This is a genomic window from Pseudomonas sp. JV245A (assembly GCF_032424515.1).
Taxonomy (GTDB): domain Bacteria; phylum Pseudomonadota; class Gammaproteobacteria; order Pseudomonadales; family Pseudomonadaceae; genus Aquipseudomonas; species Aquipseudomonas protegens.
Window position 1 is genome coordinate 65,447 of the sequence record NZ_VYKE01000005.1, and the last position, 22,369, is coordinate 87,815.

Annotated in this window: 23 protein-coding genes and 1 tRNA gene; 15 read left to right on the forward strand and 9 right to left on the reverse strand. The window is 57.2% G+C overall.

The window, feature by feature from the left end; genetic code table 11:
• Positions 1 to 18: 18 nt before the first annotated feature.
• The 3 genes from F6S12_RS02845 to F6S12_RS02855 all read right to left on the reverse strand — a co-directional run bounded on the left by F6S12_RS02845 (position 19) and on the right by F6S12_RS02855 (position 1,528).
• Positions 19 to 825, reverse strand: a complete 807-nt coding sequence (locus tag F6S12_RS02845; protein WP_315868698.1) for a cytochrome c — start codon at positions 823 to 825, stop codon at positions 19 to 21.
• On the reverse strand, positions 822 to 1,271 hold the full coding sequence (locus F6S12_RS02850; protein ID WP_011060155.1) for a rhodanese-like domain-containing protein: 450 nt from the start codon (positions 1,269 to 1,271) through the stop codon (positions 822 to 824). The genes F6S12_RS02845 and F6S12_RS02850 overlap by 4 nt, the downstream gene beginning before the upstream one ends.
• A gap of 101 nt (positions 1,272 to 1,372) precedes the next feature.
• Positions 1,373 to 1,528 carry a hypothetical protein gene (locus F6S12_RS02855; protein WP_015634727.1) on the reverse strand — a complete coding sequence of 52 codons (156 nt, stop codon included), beginning with the start codon at positions 1,526 to 1,528 and terminating at the stop codon, positions 1,373 to 1,375.
• Between the two features lie 352 nt (positions 1,529 to 1,880).
• On the opposite strand from F6S12_RS02855, the gene F6S12_RS02860 reads away from it, so the two are divergent.
• From F6S12_RS02860 to F6S12_RS02870, 3 genes are all read left to right on the forward strand, one after another.
• The gene (locus F6S12_RS02860; RefSeq protein WP_015634728.1) at positions 1,881 to 3,086 is read left to right on the forward strand and encodes an acetyl-CoA C-acetyltransferase; all 1,206 of its coding nucleotides are present in this window, start codon (positions 1,881 to 1,883) and stop codon (positions 3,084 to 3,086) included.
• Between the two features lie 25 nt (positions 3,087 to 3,111).
• Entirely contained in the window at positions 3,112 to 5,256 is a 2,145-nt protein-coding gene (locus F6S12_RS02865; protein WP_315868699.1) for a 3-hydroxyacyl-CoA dehydrogenase NAD-binding domain-containing protein, read from the forward strand.
• A 105-nt stretch (positions 5,257 to 5,361) separates the two neighbouring features.
• Positions 5,362 to 6,084 carry an amidotransferase gene (locus F6S12_RS02870; protein WP_015634730.1) on the forward strand — a complete coding sequence of 241 codons (723 nt, stop codon included), beginning with the start codon at positions 5,362 to 5,364 and terminating at the stop codon, positions 6,082 to 6,084.
• 43 nt (positions 6,085 to 6,127) lie between these two features.
• Here F6S12_RS02870 and F6S12_RS02875 read toward each other — a convergent pair whose 3' ends face one another.
• From F6S12_RS02875 to F6S12_RS02885, 3 genes are all read right to left on the reverse strand, one after another.
• Entirely contained in the window at positions 6,128 to 7,099 is a 972-nt protein-coding gene (locus F6S12_RS02875) for a magnesium and cobalt transport protein CorA (protein WP_019093266.1), read from the reverse strand.
• Positions 7,100 to 7,244: 145 nt separating this feature from the next.
• Positions 7,245 to 7,967, reverse strand: coding sequence for a lysophospholipid acyltransferase family protein (locus F6S12_RS02880; protein WP_011060160.1), 723 nt, complete (start codon positions 7,965 to 7,967; stop codon positions 7,245 to 7,247).
• A gap of 218 nt (positions 7,968 to 8,185) precedes the next feature.
• Positions 8,186 to 8,875: a crotonase/enoyl-CoA hydratase family protein gene (locus F6S12_RS02885; protein WP_011060161.1), complete on the reverse strand. Its 690-nt coding sequence runs from the start codon at positions 8,873 to 8,875 to the stop codon at positions 8,186 to 8,188.
• Positions 8,876 to 9,193: 318 nt separating this feature from the next.
• On the opposite strand from F6S12_RS02885, the gene F6S12_RS02890 reads away from it, so the two are divergent.
• Positions 9,194 to 9,283 (forward strand) — tRNA-Ser (locus F6S12_RS02890).
• A gap of 184 nt (positions 9,284 to 9,467) precedes the next feature.
• Here F6S12_RS02890 and F6S12_RS02895 read toward each other — a convergent pair.
• A complete protein-coding gene (locus F6S12_RS02895; RefSeq protein WP_041752037.1) occupies positions 9,468 to 9,737 on the reverse strand; it encodes a hypothetical protein in 270 nt (89 codons plus the stop codon).
• Positions 9,738 to 10,654: 917 nt separating this feature from the next.
• On the opposite strand from F6S12_RS02895, the gene F6S12_RS02900 reads away from it, so the two are divergent.
• From F6S12_RS02900 to F6S12_RS02915, 4 genes are all read left to right on the forward strand, one after another.
• Positions 10,655 to 11,095, forward strand: coding sequence for a hypothetical protein (locus F6S12_RS02900; protein WP_315868700.1), 441 nt, complete (start codon positions 10,655 to 10,657; stop codon positions 11,093 to 11,095).
• A 397-nt stretch (positions 11,096 to 11,492) separates the two neighbouring features.
• Entirely contained in the window at positions 11,493 to 11,858 is a 366-nt protein-coding gene (locus F6S12_RS02905; protein ID WP_015634733.1) for a glycine zipper domain-containing protein, read from the forward strand.
• 108 nt (positions 11,859 to 11,966) lie between these two features.
• On the forward strand, positions 11,967 to 12,128 hold the full coding sequence (locus F6S12_RS02910) for a hypothetical protein (RefSeq protein WP_409999832.1): 162 nt from the start codon (positions 11,967 to 11,969) through the stop codon (positions 12,126 to 12,128).
• Positions 12,129 to 12,280: 152 nt separating this feature from the next.
• The gene (locus tag F6S12_RS02915; RefSeq protein WP_053149996.1) at positions 12,281 to 12,979 is read left to right on the forward strand and encodes an HAD-IA family hydrolase; all 699 of its coding nucleotides are present in this window, start codon (positions 12,281 to 12,283) and stop codon (positions 12,977 to 12,979) included.
• A 48-nt stretch (positions 12,980 to 13,027) separates the two neighbouring features.
• Here the strand turns inward: F6S12_RS02915 and F6S12_RS02920 are convergent, their stop codons facing one another.
• Together F6S12_RS02920 and F6S12_RS02925 are read right to left on the reverse strand one after the other, a co-directional pair.
• Positions 13,028 to 13,594 carry an acyl-homoserine-lactone synthase gene (locus F6S12_RS02920; RefSeq protein WP_047285471.1) on the reverse strand — a complete coding sequence of 189 codons (567 nt, stop codon included), beginning with the start codon at positions 13,592 to 13,594 and terminating at the stop codon, positions 13,028 to 13,030.
• Between the two features lie 265 nt (positions 13,595 to 13,859).
• Complete coding sequence (locus F6S12_RS02925; protein ID WP_047336118.1) at positions 13,860 to 14,567, reverse strand: autoinducer binding domain-containing protein; 708 nt, start codon at positions 14,565 to 14,567, stop codon at positions 13,860 to 13,862.
• A gap of 242 nt (positions 14,568 to 14,809) precedes the next feature.
• Between F6S12_RS02925 and F6S12_RS02930 the strand changes: the two genes are divergently transcribed.
• Genes F6S12_RS02930 through F6S12_RS02960 form a run of 7 tightly spaced genes read left to right on the forward strand, consistent with a single transcriptional unit; the run spans position 14,810 to position 22,315 of the window.
• On the forward strand, positions 14,810 to 15,841 hold the full coding sequence (locus F6S12_RS02930) for a radical SAM protein (protein ID WP_080965397.1): 1,032 nt from the start codon (positions 14,810 to 14,812) through the stop codon (positions 15,839 to 15,841).
• A gap of 36 nt (positions 15,842 to 15,877) precedes the next feature.
• Positions 15,878 to 17,833, forward strand: a complete 1,956-nt coding sequence (locus tag F6S12_RS02935) for a radical SAM protein (protein WP_155494402.1) — start codon at positions 15,878 to 15,880, stop codon at positions 17,831 to 17,833.
• Complete coding sequence (locus F6S12_RS02940) at positions 17,823 to 19,013, forward strand: cupin-like domain-containing protein (RefSeq protein WP_081002087.1); 1,191 nt, start codon at positions 17,823 to 17,825, stop codon at positions 19,011 to 19,013. Before F6S12_RS02935 ends, F6S12_RS02940 begins: the two co-directional genes overlap by 11 nt.
• Positions 19,010 to 20,413 carry a cytochrome P450 gene (locus F6S12_RS02945; protein WP_202602870.1) on the forward strand — a complete coding sequence of 468 codons (1,404 nt, stop codon included), beginning with the start codon at positions 19,010 to 19,012 and terminating at the stop codon, positions 20,411 to 20,413. The genes F6S12_RS02940 and F6S12_RS02945 overlap by 4 nt, the downstream gene beginning before the upstream one ends.
• An 8-nt stretch (positions 20,414 to 20,421) precedes the next feature.
• The gene (locus tag F6S12_RS02950) at positions 20,422 to 20,790 is read left to right on the forward strand and encodes a hypothetical protein (protein WP_047284824.1); all 369 of its coding nucleotides are present in this window, start codon (positions 20,422 to 20,424) and stop codon (positions 20,788 to 20,790) included.
• A gap of 5 nt (positions 20,791 to 20,795) precedes the next feature.
• Positions 20,796 to 21,674 (forward strand): ester cyclase, encoded by an 879-nt coding sequence (locus F6S12_RS02955; RefSeq protein ID WP_080965399.1) that lies wholly within the window; start codon positions 20,796 to 20,798, stop codon positions 21,672 to 21,674.
• Positions 21,671 to 22,315: a glutathione S-transferase family protein gene (locus F6S12_RS02960; protein WP_052914303.1), complete on the forward strand. Its 645-nt coding sequence runs from the start codon at positions 21,671 to 21,673 to the stop codon at positions 22,313 to 22,315. Before F6S12_RS02955 ends, F6S12_RS02960 begins: the two co-directional genes overlap by 4 nt.
• Positions 22,316 to 22,369 lie beyond the last annotated feature (54 nt).

Consider the following 22,369-nt stretch of genomic DNA (forward strand, 5'->3'; position numbering starts at 1 on the left):
AAGGCGATGTCGCAAGGCTCAGGGAACCTGCTTGCGCCCCGCCATGTGCCTGAGATACCCCAGCAGCAGGTCCAGCTCCTGATCCGGCAGCACGTTGTTGTTGAACCCGGGCATCTTCGCCTGGGGCCAGCGCCTCATGCTTTGCGGATCGCGGATATAGCGCTTGAGGAAATCGCCGCTGAAATACTCGGTGGGGCTGTAGGGGATATTCAGGTCCGGACCGAACTGTGAATCGCCGGCACCGTTGAGGCGGTGGCAGGCCAGGCAGTTTTTCTGGAACAGGGCAAAGCCCTGGTTGATCGGATCAGTGGCCGCCAACTGCGGATCCGGAAGCAGGGCCGGGAAGCGCTGCGCCACTGGCTCCAGGCGCTGGATGCGCGCCACCTGGAACGGCCATTGCTCCGGGCTGATATGCCCGGCGGCAGGGTCGGTCCACACCAGATAGAAAGGCCCGGCGCTGGGTTTGTCGGCAGCTAGCGCAGGCCAGGGCCGGCTCGGGTCCTCCACGGCCAGCCAGGCCTGGGCGCCCTGGCGTTCAAGCAGCGGCGCGGCGCTGAGCTCCGCGGCAAAGCCGTCCAGGGCCACGGCTTGAAGATGGTCTTCGGCCTTCAGGCCCTTGAGCAGGGTCGCCATGGGCACGGCGCGGTACTGCATGTCGCGCTTGTAGGACACATCGTCCTTGATGGTAATGGTCCGGGCCTGGGGGTGCATTAGCAGTTCTTCGGTCTGCCAGGTGTGGCTGGCGGAGCCCAGGTCGATCAGCAGTTGCGCGGCGTGCAGCGGGCTGCTCAGCAGCAGGGCAGCGCCAAGGAGGAATACTTTCAATTGATGGCCGTCGGGTCGTCGTCAGTGGGTTCGTCGCCGGGAAGCACGTCGTCTGGTCGCGACACATGGTCGAACAGGGCGTCCCGGAGTTCTTCGTAGTTGCCGCCGTTCACGATACCGAAATAGCCGTGCTTGACCAGCGTGTCTTCGGCTTCAAGGGCGTGCTGGTTGGTGTCGCTGTAGATCACCACGGTGGCGTTGGGGTCCAGCACCACTTTGCGCAACTGGTAGGCCAGGCCCTCGGCGCTGATGCCGGTGCCGTCCTCCAGTTCGAGATTGACCTGCAGCGAGTTGTGCACATTGCCGGCGGCAAAGTCGCTCTCGTTGCGCAGATCGAGGATCAACGCCCCATCATTGATTTCGTCCACCGCGCGGTTGACGTCGATGATTCCGGCGTGAGCGTGAAAGGCGCTCAGGAGTGTGGCGAGTGCAATCCAATGGCGCATGAGTCTTCCCCTTGGTGTTCCTCAGGAAGACTGGCACACAAGTCCGTGCCCCGGTAGGAACCGGGGACAATTTTCCGTCTCGTTGATCGAGCAGCCACAGATCAGCCGATCACTTTGGTGAGATTCGGCAAGATCAACAGCAGTGTGGTTGCGAAAAGAATGAGCCCCGCCTGACGTACTTTCGAATGCTTGAACATGGCTGAATGCCTTTTGTTGTTATTCCTGAGCGTCAATGCATGCCGGTGGGTGAACTCCATTACGAGTCACTATGAACCGGCTATGTGTCCTTTTTCTTACTTGCCCCAGTGCAGAATCCGTCTGGAACTTCCTACAGTTTCTACCTTAGGGGCCTTGAATCCTCTGGCTTAGATCCAATTCGTATGAATTTATATTTCTGATTTATTAAAAGGCTATATATCGGCCCGGGCGTGCCTTGGCCGCCCTCTGGCTAGACAGCTCGCGACCCTTCATCGGCAGAGCCCTTAGCTGCCTACCGTTCGTCTGAGCGTCGGCGTCAAGGCGGCTGAGCGCATCGGTCATTGAATCCGACGCTGCCGCGCCTAAGGTGGGAGCTCGACATTTTCCCCTGCACAGCGGTTCGAGGACGTCATGACCCAAGCTTTGATATTTGATGCGTTACGCACGCCCCGCGGCAAAGGCAAGGCCGATGGCGCCCTGCACAGCGTGAAACCGGTGAACCTGACCGCGGGCCTGTTGCGCGCCCTGCAGCAGCGCTGCGAGCTGGACACCAGCCAGGTGGACGACGTGGTCCTGGGCTGTGTGACGCCCATCGGTGATCAGGGCGCCGATATCGCCAAGACCGCGGTCCAGGCTGCGGATTGGGATGTAAGCGTGGCCGGGGTGCAGATCAATCGCTTCTGCGCTTCCGGGTTGGAGGCAGTCAACCTGGGGGCGATGAAGGTGCGTTCCGGGTTCGAGGAACTGGTGGTGGTTGGCGGCGTCGAGTCCATGTCGCGGGTGCCCATGGGCAGCGACGGCGGGGCCTGGGTGCTGGACCCGGAGACCAACCTGCACAGCCATTTCACCCCCCAGGGGATTGGCGCCGACCTGATCGCGACCCTGGAAGGCTTCTCCCGGGAGGACGTCGACCGCTTTGCCCTGCACTCCCAGCAGAAGGCCGCCCGCGCCCGGGCTGGCGGGGCCTTTGCCAAATCCCTGGTGCCGGTGCAGGACCAGAACGGCATCGTGCTGCTGGACCATGACGAGTTCATTCGCGCCGATTCGACCCTGGAGGGCCTGGGCAAGCTCAAGCCGAGTTTCGAGATGATGGGGCAGATGGGCTTCGATGCCACGGCGCTACGGGTCTACAGCCATGTGGAGCGGATCGACCATGTGCACACCCCCGGCAACAGCTCGGGCATCGTCGACGGCGCGGCGCTGATGCTGATCGGCTCCGAAGCCAAGGGCCGCGAGCTGGGGCTCAAGCCCCGGGCGCGGATCGTGGCCACGGCGGTCACCAGCACCGACCCCACCATCATGCTCACCGGCCCGGCGCCGGCCACCCGCAAGGCCCTGGCCAAGGCCGGGCTGCGGGTCGAGGACATCGACCTGTTCGAAGTCAATGAAGCCTTCGCCTCGGTGGTGCTCAAGTTCATCAAGGACATGGCCATCGACCCGGCCAAGGTCAATGTCAACGGCGGCTCCATCGCCATGGGCCACCCGCTGGGGGCCACCGGCTGCGCGATCCTCGGCACCTTGCTCGATGAGCTGGAAACCCGGCGCCAGCGCTATGGCCTGGCGACCCTCTGTGTCGGCGGCGGCATGGGTATCGCCACCATCATCGAACGCCTCTGAGCCCCGACTTCAAGGAATCCCTTTCATGACCGATGCCATCCGTTACGAAAAAGGCCAGGACCAGATCGTCGTCCTGACCATCGATATGCCGGGCCAGAGCGCCAACACCATGAATGCCCTGTACCGCGACGCCATGGCCGGTGCCGTGGCGCGCTTGCAGGCCGAACGGGAATCGATTGCCGGGGTGATCATCACCTCGGCGAAAAAGACCTTCTTCGCCGGCGGTGACCTCAATGAGCTGATCAAGGTCGGCAGGCCCGAGGCCAAGGCTTTCTACGACATGGTGCTGGCCCTCAAGGGCCAGCTGCGAGCCCTGGAAACCCTGGGCAAGCCGGTGGTCGCTGCAATCAATGGCGCGGCCCTGGGCGGCGGCTGGGAAATCTGCCTGGCCTGCCATCATCGCGTTGCACTGGACGATAAATCGGTACAGGTCGGCCTGCCGGAAGTCACCCTGGGCCTGTTGCCCGGCGGCGGCGGGGTGGTGCGCATGGTGCGCATGCTGGGCCTGGAAAAGGCTCTGCCCTATCTGCTGGAAGGCAAGAAAGTGCGCCCGCAGCAGGCGTTGCAAGCTGGCCTGATCGATGCCCTGGCGACGGACCGCGACGACCTGCTGGCCAAGGCTCGGGCCTGGATCCTCGCCAACCCGGGCGCGCAGCAGCCCTGGGATGTGCGCGGCTACCAGATCCCTGGTGGCACGCCGTCGAACCCGAAGGTTGCGCAGATGCTGGCCATCGCCCCATCGATTCTGCGGACCAAGACCCAGGGTTGCTTCCCCGCGCCGGAAAAGATCCTCTGCGCTGCCGTCGAAGGCGCCCAGGTGGATTTCGACACCGCGCAACTGATCGAGACCCGTTACTTCACCGAGCTGACCACAGGCCAGGTGGCGAAGAACATGATCGGCACCTTCTGGTTCCAGCTCAACCAGATCAATGCCGGCAGCTCACGGCCACAGGGCATGTCGCCGCAGGTCACGAAAAAGCTCGGGGTGCTTGGCGCCGGCATGATGGGCGCGGGCATTGCCTATGTCAGTGCGGTGGCGGGTATCGAGGTGGTGCTCAAGGACATCAGCCCCGAGGCGGCCGAGAAGGGCAAGGCCCACTCGGCGGCGCTGCTGGAGAAAAAGGTGGCTCGCGGGCAGTTGAGCCGCGAGCAGCGGGACGCCACCCTGGCGCGGATCCGCACCACCGCCGAGGATGCCGACCTGGCCGGTTGCGACCTGATCATCGAGGCGGTGTTCGAGGATCGCGAGCTCAAGGCCAAGGTCTCCCGGGCTGCGCAGCAGGTGGTCGGCGGTGACGCGGTGATCGCCTCCAACACTTCGACCCTGCCCATCACGGGCCTGGCTACGGCGGTGCCGAACCCGGACAAGTTCATCGGCCTGCATTTCTTCAGCCCGGTGGAAAAGATGCCCCTGGTGGAAATCATCAAGGGGGCGAAAACCAGCGATGAAACCCTGGCCCGCGGCTTCGACTTTGTCTTGCAGATCAAGAAGACCCCGATCGTGGTCAATGACAGCCGTGGCTTCTTCACCTCCCGGGTGTTCGGCACTTTCACCAACGAAGGCATCGCCATGCTCGGCGAGGGCATCGCGGCGCCGATGATCGAGACCGAAGCGCGCAAGGCCGGGATGCCGGTGGGGCCGCTGGCAATTTCCGACGAGGTTTCCCTGAGCCTGATGAGCCATATCCGCCAGCAGACCGCCAAGGACCTGCAGGCCGAGGGCAAGCCGGCCATCGAACATCCGGCATTTGCCGTGATCGACCTGCTGCTCAACGAATACAAGCGCCCGGGCAAGGCGGCCGTTGGCGGTTTCTACGATTATCCGGCCGGTGCCCAGAAGCATTTGTGGCCGCAGTTGCGCACGCGCTTCTACAAGGCCGACGGGCAGATCTCGCCCCAGGATGTGCGGGATCGCCTGCTGTTCGTCCAGGCCATCGAGACCGTGCGTTGTGTGGAGGAGGGAGTGTTGCACTCCACGGCGGACGCCAACATCGGCTCGATCTTCGGCATCGGCTTTGCCGCCTGGAGCGGGGGCGCCCTGCAGTTCATCAATCAGTACGGGGTGCAGGATTTCGTCGCCCGTGCGCAGTATCTGGCCGAGCAATATGGCGAACGTTTCCGGCCGCCGACGCTGCTTCTGGAAAAGGCTCGCCTGGGCCAGTTGTTCTGACACCGACAGGCGCTCAATGAGCTGATCCGGGGCTTGCCTTGCCGTGGTATTTCAAGGCAGGCTCTGGACTGTTCATTATTGCCATCGCCTTGTCAGGAATTTTTTATGTCGCTACGCATCTGCATTCTTGAAACCGATATCCTGCGTCCCGAACTGGTCGATCAATATCAGGGTTACGGGCAGATGTTCCAGCGCCTGTTTTCCCAGCAGCCCATCGCTGCCCAATTCAGCGTCTACAACGTGGTCCAGGGGGAGTACCCCAGCGATGACCTGGAATTCGACGCCTATCTGGTGACAGGCAGCAAGGCCGATTCGTTCGGCACCGATCCCTGGATCCAGACCCTCAAGACCTACCTGCTGGGGCGCTACGAGCGTGGCGACAAGCTGTTGGGCATCTGCTTCGGCCATCAGTTGCTGGCATTGCTGCTGGGGGGCAAGAGCGAGCGCGCGAGCCAGGGCTGGGGTGTCGGTACCCACAGCTACAAGCTGGCGGCCAAGGCGCCGTGGATGAGCCCGGTGGTGGAGGAGCTGACGCTGCTGATCAGCCATCAGGACCAGGTTACTGCCTTGCCGGAGAATGCCACGGTGATCGCCTCCAGCGATTTCTGCCCGTTCGCGGCCTACCATATCAATGATCAGGTGCTGTGCTTCCAGGGCCACCCCGAGTTCATCCACGACTATTCCCGCGCCTTGCTGGACCTGCGCCAGGAGTTTCTCGGCGAGCAGATCTACCAGAAGGGCGTGGCCAGCCTTGAGCACGACCATCACGGCACCACTGTGGCGGAGTGGATGATGCGTTTCGTCGCTCACAAGCCCGAGGCTGCCTGAACCCGGCCATGGCCCTGCCGCAAGGCGCAGGGCCGTCGCTCCTTCAGAGCCAGCCGGAACGCTTGAAGCTGGCCCAGAGGCCGACACAACCCACGCTGATAAAACCCAGGACGCCAAAGTAGCCGTAGTGCCAACTCAGCTCCGGCATGTTCTGGAAGTTCATCCCGTAGATCCCCGCCACCGCCGTCGGAAACGCCAGGATCGCGGCCCAGGCGGCGAACTTGCGTTGCACGATGCTTTGCCGTGAAGCCTCCAGCAGTACGCCGATCTCGATGGTCTGGCTGGCGATATCGCGCAGGGTCGAGAGGTCTTCCATCTGCCGGGTGACGTGAATCTGCACATCCCGGAAGTACGGCCGCATGTTCTTGTCGATAAAGGGAAAACTGAGCTTCTGCAGCTCTTCGCTGATCTCCACCATGGGCGCTACATGCCGGCGCAGGCGCAGCACGTCGCGGCGCAGGCCGTGCAGGTGCTGGATGTCCCGTTCGTTCAGCGAGTCGCAGAGGACGTTGCGCTCCAGCTCGTCGATTTCCGCGTGGATGGCTTCGCTGACCGGCTGGTAGTTCTCGGTAACGAAGTCCAGCAGGGCATAGAGCACGAAGTCTTCACCGTGCTCCAGCAGCAGCGGGCGCGCCTCGCAGCGCTGGCGCACGTAGCCATAGGAGGCCGAGTGGCCGTTGCGCGCGGTGATGATGTAGCCGTTGCCGGCAAAGATGTGGGTTTCGATGAACTCCAGCTTGCCCTGCTCGCGCACCGGCGAATAGGTGACGATGAACAGCGCGTCGCCGAAGGTTTCCAGCTTCGGCCGGCTGTGCTTTTCCAGGGCATCCTCGATAGCCAGTTCATGCAGGTTGAACTGGCGCTGCAGGTTGGCCAGCTCGTGGGCGTTGGGTTCCTCCAGGCCGATCCAGACGAAGTGGCCGGGCTTGGCGGCCCAGGCGGCCCCTTCGTCGAGGCTGATATCCGTGACTTTCTTTCCGCCGCTGTAGACGGCGGCAGCAACAACTCTACCCATGGTTCCGGTTCACTTCTTCTTATCAAGGGGGCGGTGATAGATCAGGTGCAGCTTAGCCTGCAATGCTCCATCAGAGTCACTGGCCGCGAGGGAGTTCGCGGACAAATAAAAGCCCGCGCAAGGCGGGCTTTTTGTGGCGCCGGGGTCAGGCGGCCTGCAGCTGGCGGTCCATGCTGGCGATGCATTCGCGCATCTGTTCGCGGCACTGGGCGATCAGCAGGGGCATGTCGTCCAGGGTCAGCCCGGCCGTGGGGATGGCGGGCAGCGAGCGGATCAGGATTTTGCCGCTGTTCCAGCGATCCAGGCGCATGTGCTTGATGTAGCTGCTGACGCACACCGGGACTATGGGCACGCCTGCGGCGATGGCCATCTGGAATGCACCTTTCTTGAAGGGCAGCAGCTCTTCCCCGAGGTTGCGGGTGCCTTCCGGGAAGACCCAGATCGAGGTGTCCTTGTGCTGCAAGGTGTGGGTGGTGGTGAGCATCGAGCGCCGGGCCTTGTGCGGGTTGCCACGGTCGATCAGCACGTTGCCTGCCAGCCAGAACAGCTGGCCGAACAGCGGCACCCATTTCAGGCTCTTCTTGCCGATGCACACGGTCCTTCGCGGCACCACGTTGCCGAATACGAACAGGTCGTAGTTGGACTGGTGGTTGGCGATGATCACGCAGCCCTGGGGTTTGTCCATCAGCGGGCCGACCTCGGCCTTGACCCGCAAGCGCAGGATGCACATCGCCGGCCAGGCGTAGAGACGGGCGCACAGTCGGCTGTTGTCCGGGTTGAATGGGCGGCACAGGCCGAGCAGCAGGCCCAGGCTGCCTGCCAGGATAAAGTGCAAGCCCATCAACGACATACGAAGCAGATACAGCATCTAAACGGCCCACCCGGGGACAAAAGGTGGCGCAGTGTACGGATGTGCACTGTTTTCGGCAATTGCCGTTCTCAGCCGGGAGATGGGCGATGTTTAAGTACATGTTTCCAGCAATGGCTGGCGATGGTGATCTAGAGCGGTCGCGGCTTGTTGGCAAGGCATGCAGTAAAAAGCCCGGCGCGAAGGCCGGGCTGGTTCAGGTAGCAAATCCGCGGGTTTCAGCCCAGGTGCTCCTGGTCTTGGATGATCGCGTTGTCCAGGGCATCCAGCAGTGCCTTGCGCACCTTCAGCTTGGTGTTCTTGTGCGCCACCATGTTGATCTTCTTCAACTGGCGTGCAGCGGCCAGGGCGGCGCCTTGCAGTTCATCGGGCGCTACCACCTTATCGAGGAAGCCGGCATCTACCGCGCTTTGCGGGTCGAACATCTCGCCATTGATTACCGAGCGATGCAAAGCCGAGCGACGCAGGCGGTCACGGGCCAGCTCGATACCCGCGTGGTGCATGGTCATGCCGATCTGCACTTCATTGAGGCCGATGCTGAAGGGGCCTTCGACACCGATGCGATAGTCCGCCGACAGCAGCAGGAACGCGCCCTTGGCCACCGCGTGCCCTGGGCAAGCGACGATCACCGGGTAGGGGTGGGAAAGCAGGCGGCGGGCCAGGGTCGAACCCAGGGTTACCAGAGCCACGGCCTCCTTGGGGCCGGCTGTCATGACCTTGAGGTCGTAGCCGCCAGAGAGAATCCCCGGCTGGCCGGTGATGATCACCACCGCGCGATCGGCGGTAGCCTGATCCAGCGCCGCATTAAAGGCCGCAATCACGTCCGGGGAGATGGCATTGACCTTGCCATTGCTCAAGGTCAGGGTCGCGATACCGTCTTCGAGATGGTAGGAAATCAACTCACTCATGACGCAATTCCTTGTATTGAAGTGCTGCAGAAGTTACCCACCACGGTAGCTGCGGTAAAGCGCCATGACTGACTGGTGAGTCAGCCCCGAGGCCGCTAAGGGCCCTGCATCACACAGCGGGTAACGCATGGTTTCTTCTATAGGGTTGTGGGCAAGGCTGAAGAATGGCCGGTTTGCCTTATTGCATGGGGGGCTGCATTGCCCTTGGCCGGGGATCGAGCTTAAGCGCATGAAAATTCTGAAAAAAAAGTTTGCCATCTGAAAAGCGATCGACTACATTAGCGCGCCTCGACAGACTGAATCGGTTTGAAGAGATACGGTGAAGTGTCCGAGTGGCTTAAGGAGCACGCCTGGAAAGTGTGTATACAGGAAACTGTATCGAGAGTTCGAATCTCTCCTTCACCGCCACATTCTACAAACACAAACCCCTGACTTTCCTAAAGAAAGTCGGGGGTTTGTGGTTTTTGGCGTCTGAAAAATGTCCCGATCGAGCAGGTAGGGGGAAGTTGTGTTGGGTTGACCCCGGGGCAGCCTGTAGCAGGCTCTGGTGCGCGCTCATTCGGCAAACCACGCACCAGCTACGCCTGAAGGGTTACCACTGGCCGCTTATGAGGCAGCCGACGATTTCCCAACCGCTATATTCCCACCAGGAATATCGGCTATCGGAGCAGCTTCTGGCCAGGCTGGCCATCTGGATTTCGCTCGCTGCTTTTTGGGTTCCGAAAGGGGTATCAGTAGAAGCTGTCACCTGATTGAGGGTCTGCGGAGCCTTGATCGGGGTCGGATGTACGGAAGCGTTCGCGACAGTTGCGGTGAAAGCGATCGTCGCGGATACGGCCAGAGCAGTTATGGACTTTTTCATGTGCGAATCCTTTCAGTCATCTGACAAGCGGCTTGTACCTGAGCCTGACCTGCCTTTATCACTAGCCTGAACAGATCGGGCGCGCGCATGGTGTGACGCCAGGAAAGCCTAGCACCGCGTTATTTCCCGCACAGTCGCTCAACGGCACTATTGACAAAGATATAAAAAACTGGGTTTTTCAGATGGTGGCGGCAGGTGAAGTAATGAAGAGCTTGAGCACATGCTTCCTGGCTGGTCTTTAAAGCTTTAATGCCAACTGTAGTAACCCGACGACAACCGGCCCATTTTCAGCCTTTACGTGCGTTCGGGAGGTGGAGCGATCCATCGTCGCCCATGGCGTGCAGCCACTCGTCGGCGCCTGTCTGTTTTGAACGGCGGGTCGGCAAATGACTGTCTAGTCTGATTTGCCGTGACGAGCAGTATTTTCCAGGCAATCAGGAGCTTGCCGGTACTGGTCGGTTGTTGGAGGGAGCTGGGTATGAGGAGTCTTGCTTATATTGAAGACAACGGGGATGAGTTCCCAATCAACAACTTGGTGCGTTGCGGTCAGGCTGCATTCGAAGCAGAGGTTGAATCTTCTGGCACAGTTGTCAGCAAGAGAAAGGCGGCGGTGCCTGTGGCCAGCAACAAGATGTTTTTCCCCAGGGCGTTGCCGAAGAGAAGGTAACGCAGGGTGCAGACAGCCTCGCTTTATGCGGGGCTTTTTATTGCCTGGAGGTTTTTCAGGGGAAAGGTTGGCGAGGACCCATTGTTCGCTAGGGAGCTTTTTGGGCTATTTATTAAGATGTTTTCTGTGTGTTTCGGAATTTTCTTATCTCAATTTGTTATAAGTAACGATATGTTCCTTATCCCGACTCAAACGGGGCTGCGCATCCAGCGATGATGCTTTTTATATGTAGCGTGATAAGGAAATAAACGTGAAAGCCATTTTCAAACTCCTCGCACTGTCCACTCTTGTTGCCACCGCTGCAGGTTGCACCAGCTACAACATCAGCCAGCCATCTTCGCCAATCGACAGTCAGGTCAAGGCTGACCTGAAGGCGGATGTAGTAGTGGGCGAAGCGATTTCCGGTCAGTCGTCGGTCAACATCCTGTTTGGTTTCCTGAAGTTCGGTGGCGATAGCCAGTTTGCCGACGGTGTGGTTTACGGTGGCGATGGCGGTGGCGCACTGGGTGGCCTGGGCCTCGATCCGGTCAGTGCGGTCAAGTCCGCTGCGGCTTTCAAGGCAGTCAAGTCTTCGGGCGCCGATCTGATCGTTGCTCCGCGTTATGAAGTGAGTGAAGAAAACTACTTCGTCTTCAAGAAAGTCTCGGTCACGGTCAAAGGCAATAAAGGCAGCATCCGCAGCATTCGTTGAGTGCAACTGCGTTCGAGCCTCTGTGGCGGAGATCGGGGCGTTGCACTGGTAACGTTCCAAGGCGTTGCCTGCCAGCGGCCCGGTCTGAACATTTCGGTAAGGTGAGCTGAAGATGCCTCGGGATAGGTGAAGCTCAAGGTCTGTTGGTGTTGCTCCCACTGACAGGCTCTTTTCACATAATCTTCACATTTGCCTGAGTAGGCTCGAACCATCCGTTAAAAGCAGCATCCCTAGCCCGTTCCCCAGCGGGCTTTTTTTTGCGCGGGGATAAAACTCTTTTAAAATCAGCTGTCCAAGGCACCTGGGAGTAACCGGGTGCGGCCGCGATAGCTCGAATTGGGCCGCGTGGCGCTGGGCTTTCTTGTCAGTCCGACAGTCTTTCTTTGAGGTTCAAGTCATGCGTTTAACTTTACCTGCCCTGGTTGTGGGACTTCTGCTGGCTCAAGGCGCTATGGCCGGCGATGGCACTGCGGCCATTGGTGGCGGGCTTGGTGGGGCGTTGGGCAATGTGGTCGGGCAGAAGCTCGGTGGCAGTACCGGGGCGGCAATCGGCGCGGGTGTTGCCGGTGCGGCAGGCAGTGCGGCCGGGGCGCGCAAAGGCAGCCGGGCCAAGGCGGCCATCGGTGGTGGCCTGGGTTCGGCCGGTGGCTCGCTGATCGGTAATCGTCTGGGCGGTAGCACCGGCTCGACCGTCGGCGCCGGTATCGGCGGCGCGGCCGGTGGCGCCCTGGGTAGCAGCATGGGTCACAAGAAGCGTCACTGATTCTGCCTTGCCTGAAGAAAACCCGGCCCTGCGCCGGGTTTTTTGTGTGGCTTGCCCCTGGCTTCGCCATACTCAAGGCTCTGAGTCCCGATGTTCAAGGAGACGATCATGCACCGCGAGACGCCAGGCCAGGCACAGCCCGCTTCCGACGAGCCGGAGGTGATCAACGACCCCGGGAATGAAGACCCCGGTTCATTGCAGGACGATGCACGCGTACCTCTGCAAGAGGCGCCAGAAGGCGACAAGAGCCCGCCTGGTGCAGTCGACTAAGGTCCGCAGCAACCGCCGTCCAGCCCCCTCGGTTGCTCCCGACCCAAGCCCGCCGCTATGCTGCTGAATCCTTTAATTGATGAATTGCCAAGAAGAACTGGCCGTACCTGAGCCGCTCCCTGGAATGTATTTTTGCTAACGGATCAGATGCGATGAATGCACAGTTGAATGATTTGGGGCCGATCAAGGCCGTCATTTTCGACATGGACGGCTTGCTCCTGGACACCGAGGGCATCTACACCGAGATCACCCAGTTGATCGCCGAGCGTTATGGCCGCACCTACGATTGGACCATCAAGCAGAACATCATCGGCCGGGGAGCCGGCGACCTGGCGCACTATGTGGTCCAGGCCCTGGACCTGCCCATCAGCGCCGAAGAGTTCCTGGTGATGCGCGAACCGTTGATGCGTGAGCGCTTTCCCCGCGCCCAAGCCATGCCCGGGGCCCAAGAGCTGGTGCGGCACTTGAAGGAACACCGGATTCCCATTGCCGTGGGCACCAGTTCGTCGCAGATGTCGTTCGGCGAGAAAACCACCCGCCATGGCGACTGGTTCGCGCTATTCGACACCATCGTCACCGCCGACGATCCGGAAGTGACGGCGGCCAAGCCGGCGCCGGATATCTTCCTCACGGCTGCCCGCCGCCTGGGGGTGGCTCCGGCCGAGTGTCTGGTGTTCGAGGATTCGCCGTTTGGCGTGACCGCGGCCAGGGCCGCTGGCATGAGCGTGATCGCAGTGCCCGATCCGGCGATGGCCGATAGCAAGTTTGCCCACGCAGATGCGATCCTGCGATCGTTGAAGGCCTTTCAGCCCGCAGCGTGTGGCTTGCCCAGGCTGGATTGGCCAGCATAAACCCGTGCTTGCCCAGGCGCTGCGCTGGAGCTCCTGGGCCGTTCTAGCTTAATGGCTGCGTACTGCAGACAGGTCGATTTCCAGGGCCATGATGCTCAGCCCCTCACTGATCCTGGAGGGGCCGAGGCGCCGAATATTGAACTTTCTCTTGATCAGCAGCCGTGCGATCGCACTCGGCGAAACCGTCAGTAGTTTGCGTGCCCCCAGAGACTTGGCGTACTCGAAGGCTTCAAGCAGCAGCGACATTGAGTGGGAGGAAGAGTAGGCATTCAGAACATCGGTCTCTTTATCGAGCGATACAGCGGCGAACCTGGACAACTCCCAGACATGAGTTTGAGAGGGCGGCTGATCTGAACCCAGCAGGTCGGGAAATACTTCCGATAATAGATAAGGGCGGGTTGTGGGTAGCAGGCGTGCTGTCCCCACAATGGCGCCTGTTTCATCTTTGGCCGCGAGGTAAAGCGTGTCATCCCGGTCAAACTCGTCGAGTTCCAACTGATCGGGGCAATCCAATGGCCAGCCGAGCTTTTCCACAAATACCTTATAACGATAAGAAGCAATGTCCTGCTTTAGCTGCGAGCCTAATGCTTTACCATTTCCGGAAAAAATACGCATCATACATCCTCGGCGTTCAAGTCGAGCGTGATCGTAAATTAGCGAGTAAAGCCGGGTACCTACCATTATTGGTAGGTAGGTGGCTTTTTTTGCCGGGCAAAGGCTTTGCGGTATTAGTGCTGGTCGCCGGACAGGAGGTATGGGCAGCCGGCGCCAGCATGGCTCAAGAGCAGAAGAGTTCCTGAGACTGAGGTGCAAAAGGGGAAGGTGAAGGCAGAGAAAGTTTTCGGTTTGGGTTTGTCTTATTATTTTCTATTATTGTTATTTAGATCAGTAGTCCTGTGAGGAATGCTTGGACAACGGCAGCAGTTTTGTTGGCGGCGCTTAGTTTTAGAATGGAGTTCTTGATATGAAAGTTTACCGTGTTTTCTGAAATGGCCAGCAAGCAGGATATTTCAAATGAGGTCTTGCCGCTGCCGGTCCACTTTAGAACTTCTTTCTCACGGGAGGTCAGCTTAACTTCGTAGGGGTTGGCAAGACGTGTGCTGATCCGGTTTGAAAGTGTGATGTGAGCCACACTTACCAGCCAGCGCATTTTTATTTCGTTGGCATCCAGTTCCTGGCGGGTGATGGGTTGTGACGATCTGCTGAGTGATAGCATGCTGGCTGCACCGGCAGCATTGGTACTTGACTGTGACCATCCAACTTTTAGTCCAGCTGCCCGCGCTTCTTCCCAAAATACAGGTGCTTCGCGAAATACCGCGTCCTCCCATATGATCGGTGCCTGGGATTGTCTACCTTGTGCCACTATTGGATCAGTGGCCAGGTAGTTTTCAGTGTCGTAGCGCCTCTGCCATTGACGAGGATAGTTGTTGAACATCACGACTTTCTCCTCGGGAAAAATCACCTGTAGCCCGTAAGCACAGTACTCGAATTCAAGCGTTGTAGCCGCATCTTGAATTCGCTTGACTATTTGAGCTTCGGAAAGTTTCAGGTCCGTTATCATCAGTAAGTCATCTTGCCAGCTTTTCATAAATACCCTCCTTGTATAGTCATCTTTCGTATTGCGGTGACATCGAGTTGCGTCGCGAATCTGACCAGTTCTACGATGGAAATCAAGTTTATAAATATGAAACATGCGTAGATGTAAGTTTGGCGTCAGAAAAAAGATGTGGCAATGGGCGCTTGCCAGCAACTTGTCCGATGGCGTCTTGCCGGAATAGAAAGAGTAAAGACTTCGTCTCGCTGAGTACCTACCAATAGTGGTAGTTACAGATGAGCGGTAATGTCTCTAGATTGTTGAAGGACGGACGGGCTGCGCTGTTTGAACGCGACGGCAGTCTAGATGAGCTCCACAGGGAATATAAAAATCAATGGAGAGAACTGCCCGTGCTTAAGAAGGTACTTGTCAATGTTGAGGCGACGCCATCGTGCCCAGCAGCATGCAGTATGTGCCCCCGCTCAGTGATCAAGGACTATGGTTTTATTTCGCTTGAGACCATGGATAAGATAGTTTCGCAGATAGACCCTTCCTATGTCTGGGAACTTGACTTGGCGGGCAGGGGGGAGCCGACCATTCATCCAGAGTTTCATGAGCTTTTGCGAATGATGCGTCGCTCTGGAGTCTTGACTGACGTGACAACAACGGCAGTCACTTTCAATCAGCGCAATATAGATGCCTGTGTACAAAACGTTGATGTCATCCGGCTATCTGTCAGTTCTATTCAGAAAGAGGTTTTCGATAAGGTTCACATTGGTCTGAACCACGAGAAGATCTGGCGCAACATTGCTGCGTTGGCCGAGGCCGCGGCGGATAAGGTCATTGTCCATTTGACTGGCGGCCCGGCGATCTATAGTACGTTGCCAGCGACCGTCGCACATTTGCGTAGCCTGGGTTTCAAGCGGATCTATCTGTTCCCGCTCTGGAACCGAGGCGGGGATATCAACGCCAAACTCGAAAGTGAATACCGTCAGAAACTTGTGCGCGAGTTGGGTTTGAACCTGTCTGAGAGCGAGTACAAAACAGGCATGGGCAAGGTCAAATTCATGCTGAATGCCCTGCTGGGTACCCTTGAAAATAGAAACTTTTGTGCCATTGGCGATGGCAGCGTCAGTATCAGTTATACCGGCGAGATACTCGGTTGTTTCCAGGATTTTGGGCACGTATCAAATATTGGCCATATTGATAATGACAACCTGAAGAAGATTGTGAAAAGCAGGGTGAAACAGTTGGGAAATATGGAGATTTGTCAGGGCTGTAATTCACGCAAGGCGGTTTTCAAACTGCCAATGTTCTTGGCCAGCTAAATAGCTTTCTGCACTGTTGTACAGGGATGACGCGCCGTGAGTATGCAGGAAACCGATTTCTTATTGCTGAATTGTTGTAACTTGCCGTGGCGTCCGATATATCCGTATGCCTTTGTTCAGATTAGTGAGATTGCTCGGCGATTCGATATCAGGGTCACACGTATTGATTTGCTGTACGTTGAACATTGGTACGAATATCTTAAAAACGTGATAAAGACCCAGCGTCCGAAGATGATTGGTATACATCTGCGGCAAGGGGACTCCCTTGATCTTTCCAACTATGATGCGGTAGATGGCGAGCCTGGGAATTACTTTAGAACCTATTACCCCGTTGAAGACAGCAGGCGCCTGATTCGCCTGGTGAGGGAGTTGTCGGATGCACCTATCATCATGGGTGGCTTTGGTTTCACCACTCATGCCAGAAAGTTGGCTAACTATCTGGAAATCGACCTTGGCTTGCAGGGCTGTCCAGACGGCTTCTTTCGCTCCTTCAACGACACTCTCTCTGGCCGAAACCTGGGGGCTGTGCCTGGACTGATTCACAAGAACGGGGCTGAGTACCTATATAACGATGTCGGTTTCTACAAGCCAGCCGAAGTGACCGAGTACCGGCTGGATATCGTTAACGAAATCAAGGCCTTTTACGGGCCGGCATTACAGTCGAAAACGCCACCGACCATTGCTGTGGAGGTTTCGCGTGGATGCCCGTTTCAGTGCTATTTCTGTGTTGAACCTGACGTCAAGGGCAAGCGGATTGACAAGCGTAATCTGGATGTGGTCGAAGCTGACCTGGAGTTTCTATTAAAGAACGATCTTTATGACTTCTGGTTTATCTGCTCTGAACTGAATATCGGTGGTGCTGGTTTCGCCTTGGAGCTGGCCGAGCGGGTGATTCGTCTTAATGAGCGTTATAAGAAGCGTCAGATTAAATGGTCAGGATATTCGCTGCCTTCGCTGGGTCACGATGAGCTGAAGACGATGATGCGTGCCGGTTACACCGGCGCCATGAACGATATTCTTTCGTTGGACGAAGATAACCTGAAGCGGGCGAAGGTGCCGTACAAGAGAGAGCAGGCCGTTACCTTTCTCAAAAGCCTGTCTTCGATACGTGCGGAAATTCATGAGGAAAGAACGCGAAAGCTGGAAGAGCAGGCGAAGTTTACCGCCAGTGCGCCAATTGAGTACTCCAATCTCATCTCGTTCTTTCTGGGGAATGCGCATGCGGACAGATACACCATCGCTCGCACATTGGCATTTCTCGAAGAAAGTGGACTGACAAACAAGTACGAGGCTGGGTATGTGATTCCCAGTACTCGAGTATTTGGCATAGGTCGGACTCAGGGTTTTGTTGCGAGGGATACCACTTACTCCTTTGGTCGTGATGGTGTTATCGCCACCGACTCCAAATGGCCTACCTTTCATTTTCCAGAGTTTTTGGTGAGTGCTCTGGGAGATCGAGAACGGATATACAGTTTTTTCAACTACGTCTCCAACACCCTGATGTGCCAGGCTCATCGCAAAGATAAGTCGTTCAGCCAATTTATAGCGCTCTATCTGGAGCAACATCTTGATGACTGCTCGGCGTATTGGACGGACTTGGCAAAGTTGCTTGGCCGGGATGCCCAGGCGCGACTCTTGCCCAGCGACATCAAGGCGTTGCTGAGTCGTGAGGCCGCTGATGACAGAGCATTGCAGGAAGATGTTTATCACGCTTGGCTGCTTGAACTGTTCGGGCGAAATTCAAGCAGCATTCAGCCGGTTATATCATTTTTCGGTAAACAGCATTTTTCCGGTGTGAAGCCCGTGTCCAGTGACTATGTGTTCACGCAGTTGTTTTATGCGCGTTTCTCCAATGCTGGAGAGTGGATCGAGCTTGCAGAACATCTAGCACCTGATAGCAAAGGTTATGCCGCGCTGTTTGTGCGGTATATCGAGTATGCAATAGGTCTTGTATTCAGACACGAATATAAGGATCTGTTGTTTGAGCTTTGATCTGGCCTGGCAGGGAGCCTATGCAATGTTGGCAAATGCAGTTTCCAACCTTCGATTGATCGAGACATTGAGTGAAAAAGTTCCTGCCTGGGCACTTCGTGGCCTGCAGGGACGCTATCACTGGCAACTTGAGTCTGGAGTTCATCTGGGCTGCATGAAAGTTTCTGAAACACTGAGCTGGTCGTTTACCGCGCAGGAGTACCCACCACGCGCCACCATCGTGCTCAGTGACATGACGCTCCAGGCTTTGGCAAACAAGGTCGATGACCCGCTGACGCTGTTCAATACCGGGAAGTTGTTGATTAGCGCAGACAACGACCACTCCGCTATTGCTGTCGATGTGATGAAGCTGTTGAATTTTATTTTCAACAATGCCTTGGTCGACGCTCAGCGCATTGCTCAACTGGGGATTCGTAGTACTCAAGGAAAGGATTTTCCGTTTTGCCAGGTGATCGCTGATGAAAGGGATATCGAACCTTATTTACGCCGTGGAGAACCGGTCATTGTGCGCAATGCGGCAGTTTCATGGCCGATCTTCTCAATGCCTGTGGGGCATATCGTCAATCGGGTGGGTAACCTGGACGTGAGTCTTCTTCTTGAAGAATACGATCTGGAAAATGCTCAGCCACCCAAGTATCGGAAAACCTCGTTTGCCGAATATGTAGAGTCCCTGTATGCCGCGCAAGCGTCTGTCAGCGGTTATATGGCGGCCAATACCGTACCGCCTGCATTGGACGATACCTATTGTTTTCCGAGTGTCTTCGCGCGCGAGGTATTCAACACGCCAAGATGGTGGATAGGTCCGGCCAGTACCGGGCTGAGATTGCACAGGGATATGGTGGATAACTTTCTGGTGCAATTGAAAGGGCGCAAGAAAATACGCCTTTATGCCCCCAGTGAAACGAGATTTCTCTACCCGGCCAGTGTTGGCGGGAACTTGATGTATGAGCCAAGTCGGGTTGATCCGGAAAACTACCAGGCGGAGAAGTTTCCGGATTATCAGCAGTCGGTATCCACTGTTTGCGAACTGCGGCCTGGCGATATGTTGTATTTGCCGGCCGGTTGGTGGCACCACGTCCTGAATCTGGAAGTGTCCTGGTCGCTTAACTTCTTTGCTGTAAATGGTGAGCCAAGAGTCTTATCTGTAAATCGTGATAACTATGAGAGTGTCCAGCTATGAGTAATTTGAAAGACTTGAGGAAGGGCGATTTGCCGCAAGCGACGGAAGCGGCACTCCTGGTTGGTACCGGCTTTGATGTGGTGCCGGGCAGCGATGATGTTTCTCCCGAGTTCAATGACCCTTCCTACATGTTGAAGGACCCCCTGGGCCTGACCACGCGGGCGTTGGAAAAGTACGGGAATATCGTTTACCTGCGGGGCATCAACGGTTATCTCATCGCCGATGCGCCCTTTATCGAAAGCATGCTGATTGGTGACGAGCGGTTTTTCTCAAAAAGCGCCGAGACCATGGAAAAGATCAGCCCGGCTATTGGCAATGGGCTGTCGACGCTGATCGGTGATGAATGGAAGCGTCAGCGCAAGATTGCCAATCCTTCTTTCAGCAAACGCAGCGTTGACGCTTTCGGCAACGTATTTCACGAATGCATCAACGAGATGTTCGATGAGTGGGATGCTCGGTCCGAAGGTGTTCTCGATGCAACTCAGGAGATGAAAAAGCTAACCCTGCGGATTGTCATCAAGTGTCTGTTCTCCACGGACATTCTGCGTTTTTCCAGTGATGTCACCGCGGCCCTTGAGGTCTTGCAGGAGTATTCGCTGCTGAAGTTGTGGTCGCCGGCGAGCATCAGCGCCACCGATGAGCAGGCGTATGAGAACGCCAAGAAGAAAATCGACGCGATCATCTACACCATCATCCACGATCGTCGTCAGAACAAGACGGTCCAGCACAACGACCTGTTATCGATGTACATGTCTGCGGTGTACGAAGACACCGGGGAGGGGATGACGGATATCCAACTCCGGCATGAAGTCATGAACCTGTTTCTGGCCGGTCATGAAACCACCGCGAACGGCGTGGCATTCGCCCTCTATCTGCTGGCGAACAACTCACGGGAACAACAGAGGCTGCATGAGGAAGTCGAGGCTGAACTCGGCAATGCACTCTGCACCCTGGAAGATTTGAAGCGCCTCGATTACACCGACTGGGTATTCAAGGAGTCCCTCAGGCTCTATCCGTCTTCCTGGGGCATGAGCCGAGTGGTGCTGGAAGACTATCAGTACCAGAACTATCTGTTTCCCAAGGGCGCGGACTTCATCGTTGCCCAGTGGGGCCTGCATCGCAATCCGGAATATTGGCAAGAGCCTTTGAAGTTTGACCCGGAACGCTTTGCACCGGAACGCATCAAGCATGTGCACAAGTATGCCTACCTGCCGTTTGGCGCGGGCGCTCGAAAGTGCATCGGTATCCATCTGGCCGAGGGCGAGGGCAAGACGATTCTGGTGCGTATTGCGCAACGTTATGAGTTGCGCGCAGTGGATGGGAATGAACCGACATTGAAAGCCCGGTTGTTCATGACTTCCGAACCGGGTGTGTGCCTAGAGTTTATCAAGCGCAACTGAGGTGTTTTATGCAGACCATGGCTTTTGCGGTGCCTTTACCCGGTGACAAGAAAGAGCGTTTCCTGAAGTTTGCCCAGTTGATCCGCAATGAACGCAATGCCGATTTTCGCCAGTTTCTGGAGCGCCTCGATACGGTGGAGGAGAACTGGTTCCTGCAGCCTTTTGGCGAGATGGAGCTGTTTATCTGTTATTTGGCGGCGCCAGATTTGAATGCGGCATTCGCAAAGTTGGCGAGCTCCCAGCATCCCTTTGACAAGTGGATAAAGCAGGAAAACAAGGAAATCTTTGGCATGGACTTCGAGTCCCCCAGTGATGACCCGATGCCTGAAGTACTGCTGCAGTGCAAAGTTGAACCCATTCATTCACAAAGTTGGTAATAAAGATGAGCCTAACCTTATTTCGTGAGAGTTATCTGACTGCGGTCCGTACTAAGGACTACAAGTCTTTGGCATCTTTGTACGCGGCAGATGCCATTCGCAAATCTCCCGGACAGCCTGACCGCATTGGCGTGACGCAGATCCTCGAGCACTACCAGGAGTGGCAGGGCACGTTCGCCGACATGCAGTTGGCCGACCGCATCCTGTTTCTCAAGGACAATGTGCTCATCGCCGTGTGGGGCTGGAAGGGGCGGCACGCCCAGGCCTACATGGGCGTTGAGCCGAGCAACAAGGAGGTTGGCCTGATCGCTGCCAGCCTGTTCTGGTTCGACAGTGATTTCCGTGTGACCAAGGAACACACCTACGAGGACCCCTACACCCTGCTGATCCAGCTCGGTGTGATCGACGATCAGGGGCGCAGCGTGCCGTCACTGACCGAGCCGTGTGAGATCTATGACTGCAAGACGCTGAAGCCGCGCTTCGAGAACCTGGCCAAGATGCGCCACTACAACGAACTGCTGCTGAGCAAGCAGTTGGAGCCGTGGCTCGACTGCATGAGCGACGATATCGAATGGGATGACCAGATGGTCCCCGGGTTGGCCGTGGGCAAGGACCATTCGCGGGACGATTTCGTGATGCTGGCCGAAGCCTTCCCCGATGCGTCCATCAACATGACCAACATGTGGTCGGTAGGGGACTTCGTGATTCACCAGGGGATCTTCACCGCGACGCACAAGGGGCCTCTCAAAGGCATCCCGGCATCCAACCGCGTGGTCAACGTGGACAACATGGATATTGCCTACTTTGACGGCAATGTGATCCGCAAGGGCTGGACCTTTGGCAATACCCTGGACATGGGGTCGCAAATGGGGATGGGTAAATGACGGCGCGCAGCATGAAGTTGATCGGCAACGAAAACAGCGCCTGCACCCGCAGTGTGCTGATGGTTCTGAAGGAAAAGAACACGCCGGTGGAGTTTGTCAGCATCGACCTGGGGACCGGTGCGCACAAGTCGGACGAGCACTTGAGTCTCAACCCGTTCGGCAAGGTTCCGGTGCTGATCCACGGTGACCTGACCCTTTATGAGTCGCAGGCCATCAACCGTTATCTGGAGGCGATCCTGCCCGGCATTTCGTTGATTCCACAGGACCGGCAAGACATAGCGCGGATGGACCAGTGGCTCAGCGTGGACTCCAGCTATTTCACGCCCCAGGCCTATGCCCTGGTCTGGCAGAAGCTGTTCCTGCCCATGTACGGCGGGCAGACTGACCAGGCAGTGGTCAAGGAGGCCGAGGAGAAGCTGAACGCCATCTACGCCGCCATGGATCACGCCATTGGCGAGGAGGGGCGATTCCTGGTGGGGGACTCGCTGTCCCTGGCCGACCTGGCGTTTGTCCAGTACACCGATTACATCCTCAAGGCGCAGAGCGAAAGCATCGTATTCAACTATGAGAACGTTCGTCGCTGGTGGTATGGCCTGACTCAGCGCGAGTCTTACAAAGACCCGCTCTCGGTCATTCTCTGAATCATGCATGGCGTGCCACGGCACGCCATGCCCACCCTCGGTAGCAGATAGCAA

Bases quoted from the DNA above. Each gene is read 5' to 3' on its own strand.
- F6S12_RS02850 (WP_011060155.1), bottom strand. From the start codon at position 1,271: ATGCGCCATTGGATTGCACTCGCCACACTCCTGAGCGCCTTTCACGCT.
- F6S12_RS02855 (WP_015634727.1), bottom strand. From the start codon at position 1,528: ATGGAGTTCACCCACCGGCATGCATTGACGCTCAGGAATAACAACAAA.
- F6S12_RS02860 (WP_015634728.1), top strand. From the start codon at position 1,881: ATGACCCAAGCTTTGATATTTGATGCGTTACGCACGCCCCGCGGCAAA.
- F6S12_RS02865 (WP_315868699.1), top strand. From the start codon at position 3,112: ATGACCGATGCCATCCGTTACGAAAAAGGCCAGGACCAGATCGTCGTC.
- F6S12_RS02870 (WP_015634730.1), top strand. From the start codon at position 5,362: ATGTCGCTACGCATCTGCATTCTTGAAACCGATATCCTGCGTCCCGAA.
- F6S12_RS02875 (WP_019093266.1), bottom strand. From the start codon at position 7,099: ATGGGTAGAGTTGTTGCTGCCGCCGTCTACAGCGGCGGAAAGAAAGTC.
- F6S12_RS02880 (WP_011060160.1), bottom strand. From the start codon at position 7,967: ATGCTGTATCTGCTTCGTATGTCGTTGATGGGCTTGCACTTTATCCTG.
- F6S12_RS02885 (WP_011060161.1), bottom strand. From the start codon at position 8,875: ATGAGTGAGTTGATTTCCTACCATCTCGAAGACGGTATCGCGACCCTG.
- F6S12_RS02895 (WP_041752037.1), bottom strand. From the start codon at position 9,737: ATGAAAAAGTCCATAACTGCTCTGGCCGTATCCGCGACGATCGCTTTC.
- F6S12_RS02905 (WP_015634733.1), top strand. From the start codon at position 11,493: ATGCGTTTAACTTTACCTGCCCTGGTTGTGGGACTTCTGCTGGCTCAA.
- F6S12_RS02910 (WP_409999832.1), top strand. From the start codon at position 11,967: ATGCACCGCGAGACGCCAGGCCAGGCACAGCCCGCTTCCGACGAGCCG.
- F6S12_RS02915 (WP_053149996.1), top strand. From the start codon at position 12,281: ATGAATGCACAGTTGAATGATTTGGGGCCGATCAAGGCCGTCATTTTC.
- F6S12_RS02920 (WP_047285471.1), bottom strand. From the start codon at position 13,594: ATGCGTATTTTTTCCGGAAATGGTAAAGCATTAGGCTCGCAGCTAAAG.
- F6S12_RS02925 (WP_047336118.1), bottom strand. From the start codon at position 14,567: ATGAAAAGCTGGCAAGATGACTTACTGATGATAACGGACCTGAAACTT.
- F6S12_RS02930 (WP_080965397.1), top strand. From the start codon at position 14,810: ATGAGCGGTAATGTCTCTAGATTGTTGAAGGACGGACGGGCTGCGCTG.
- F6S12_RS02945 (WP_202602870.1), top strand. From the start codon at position 19,010: ATGAGTAATTTGAAAGACTTGAGGAAGGGCGATTTGCCGCAAGCGACG.
- F6S12_RS02950 (WP_047284824.1), top strand. From the start codon at position 20,422: ATGCAGACCATGGCTTTTGCGGTGCCTTTACCCGGTGACAAGAAAGAG.
- F6S12_RS02955 (WP_080965399.1), top strand. From the start codon at position 20,796: ATGAGCCTAACCTTATTTCGTGAGAGTTATCTGACTGCGGTCCGTACT.
- F6S12_RS02960 (WP_052914303.1), top strand. From the start codon at position 21,671: ATGACGGCGCGCAGCATGAAGTTGATCGGCAACGAAAACAGCGCCTGC.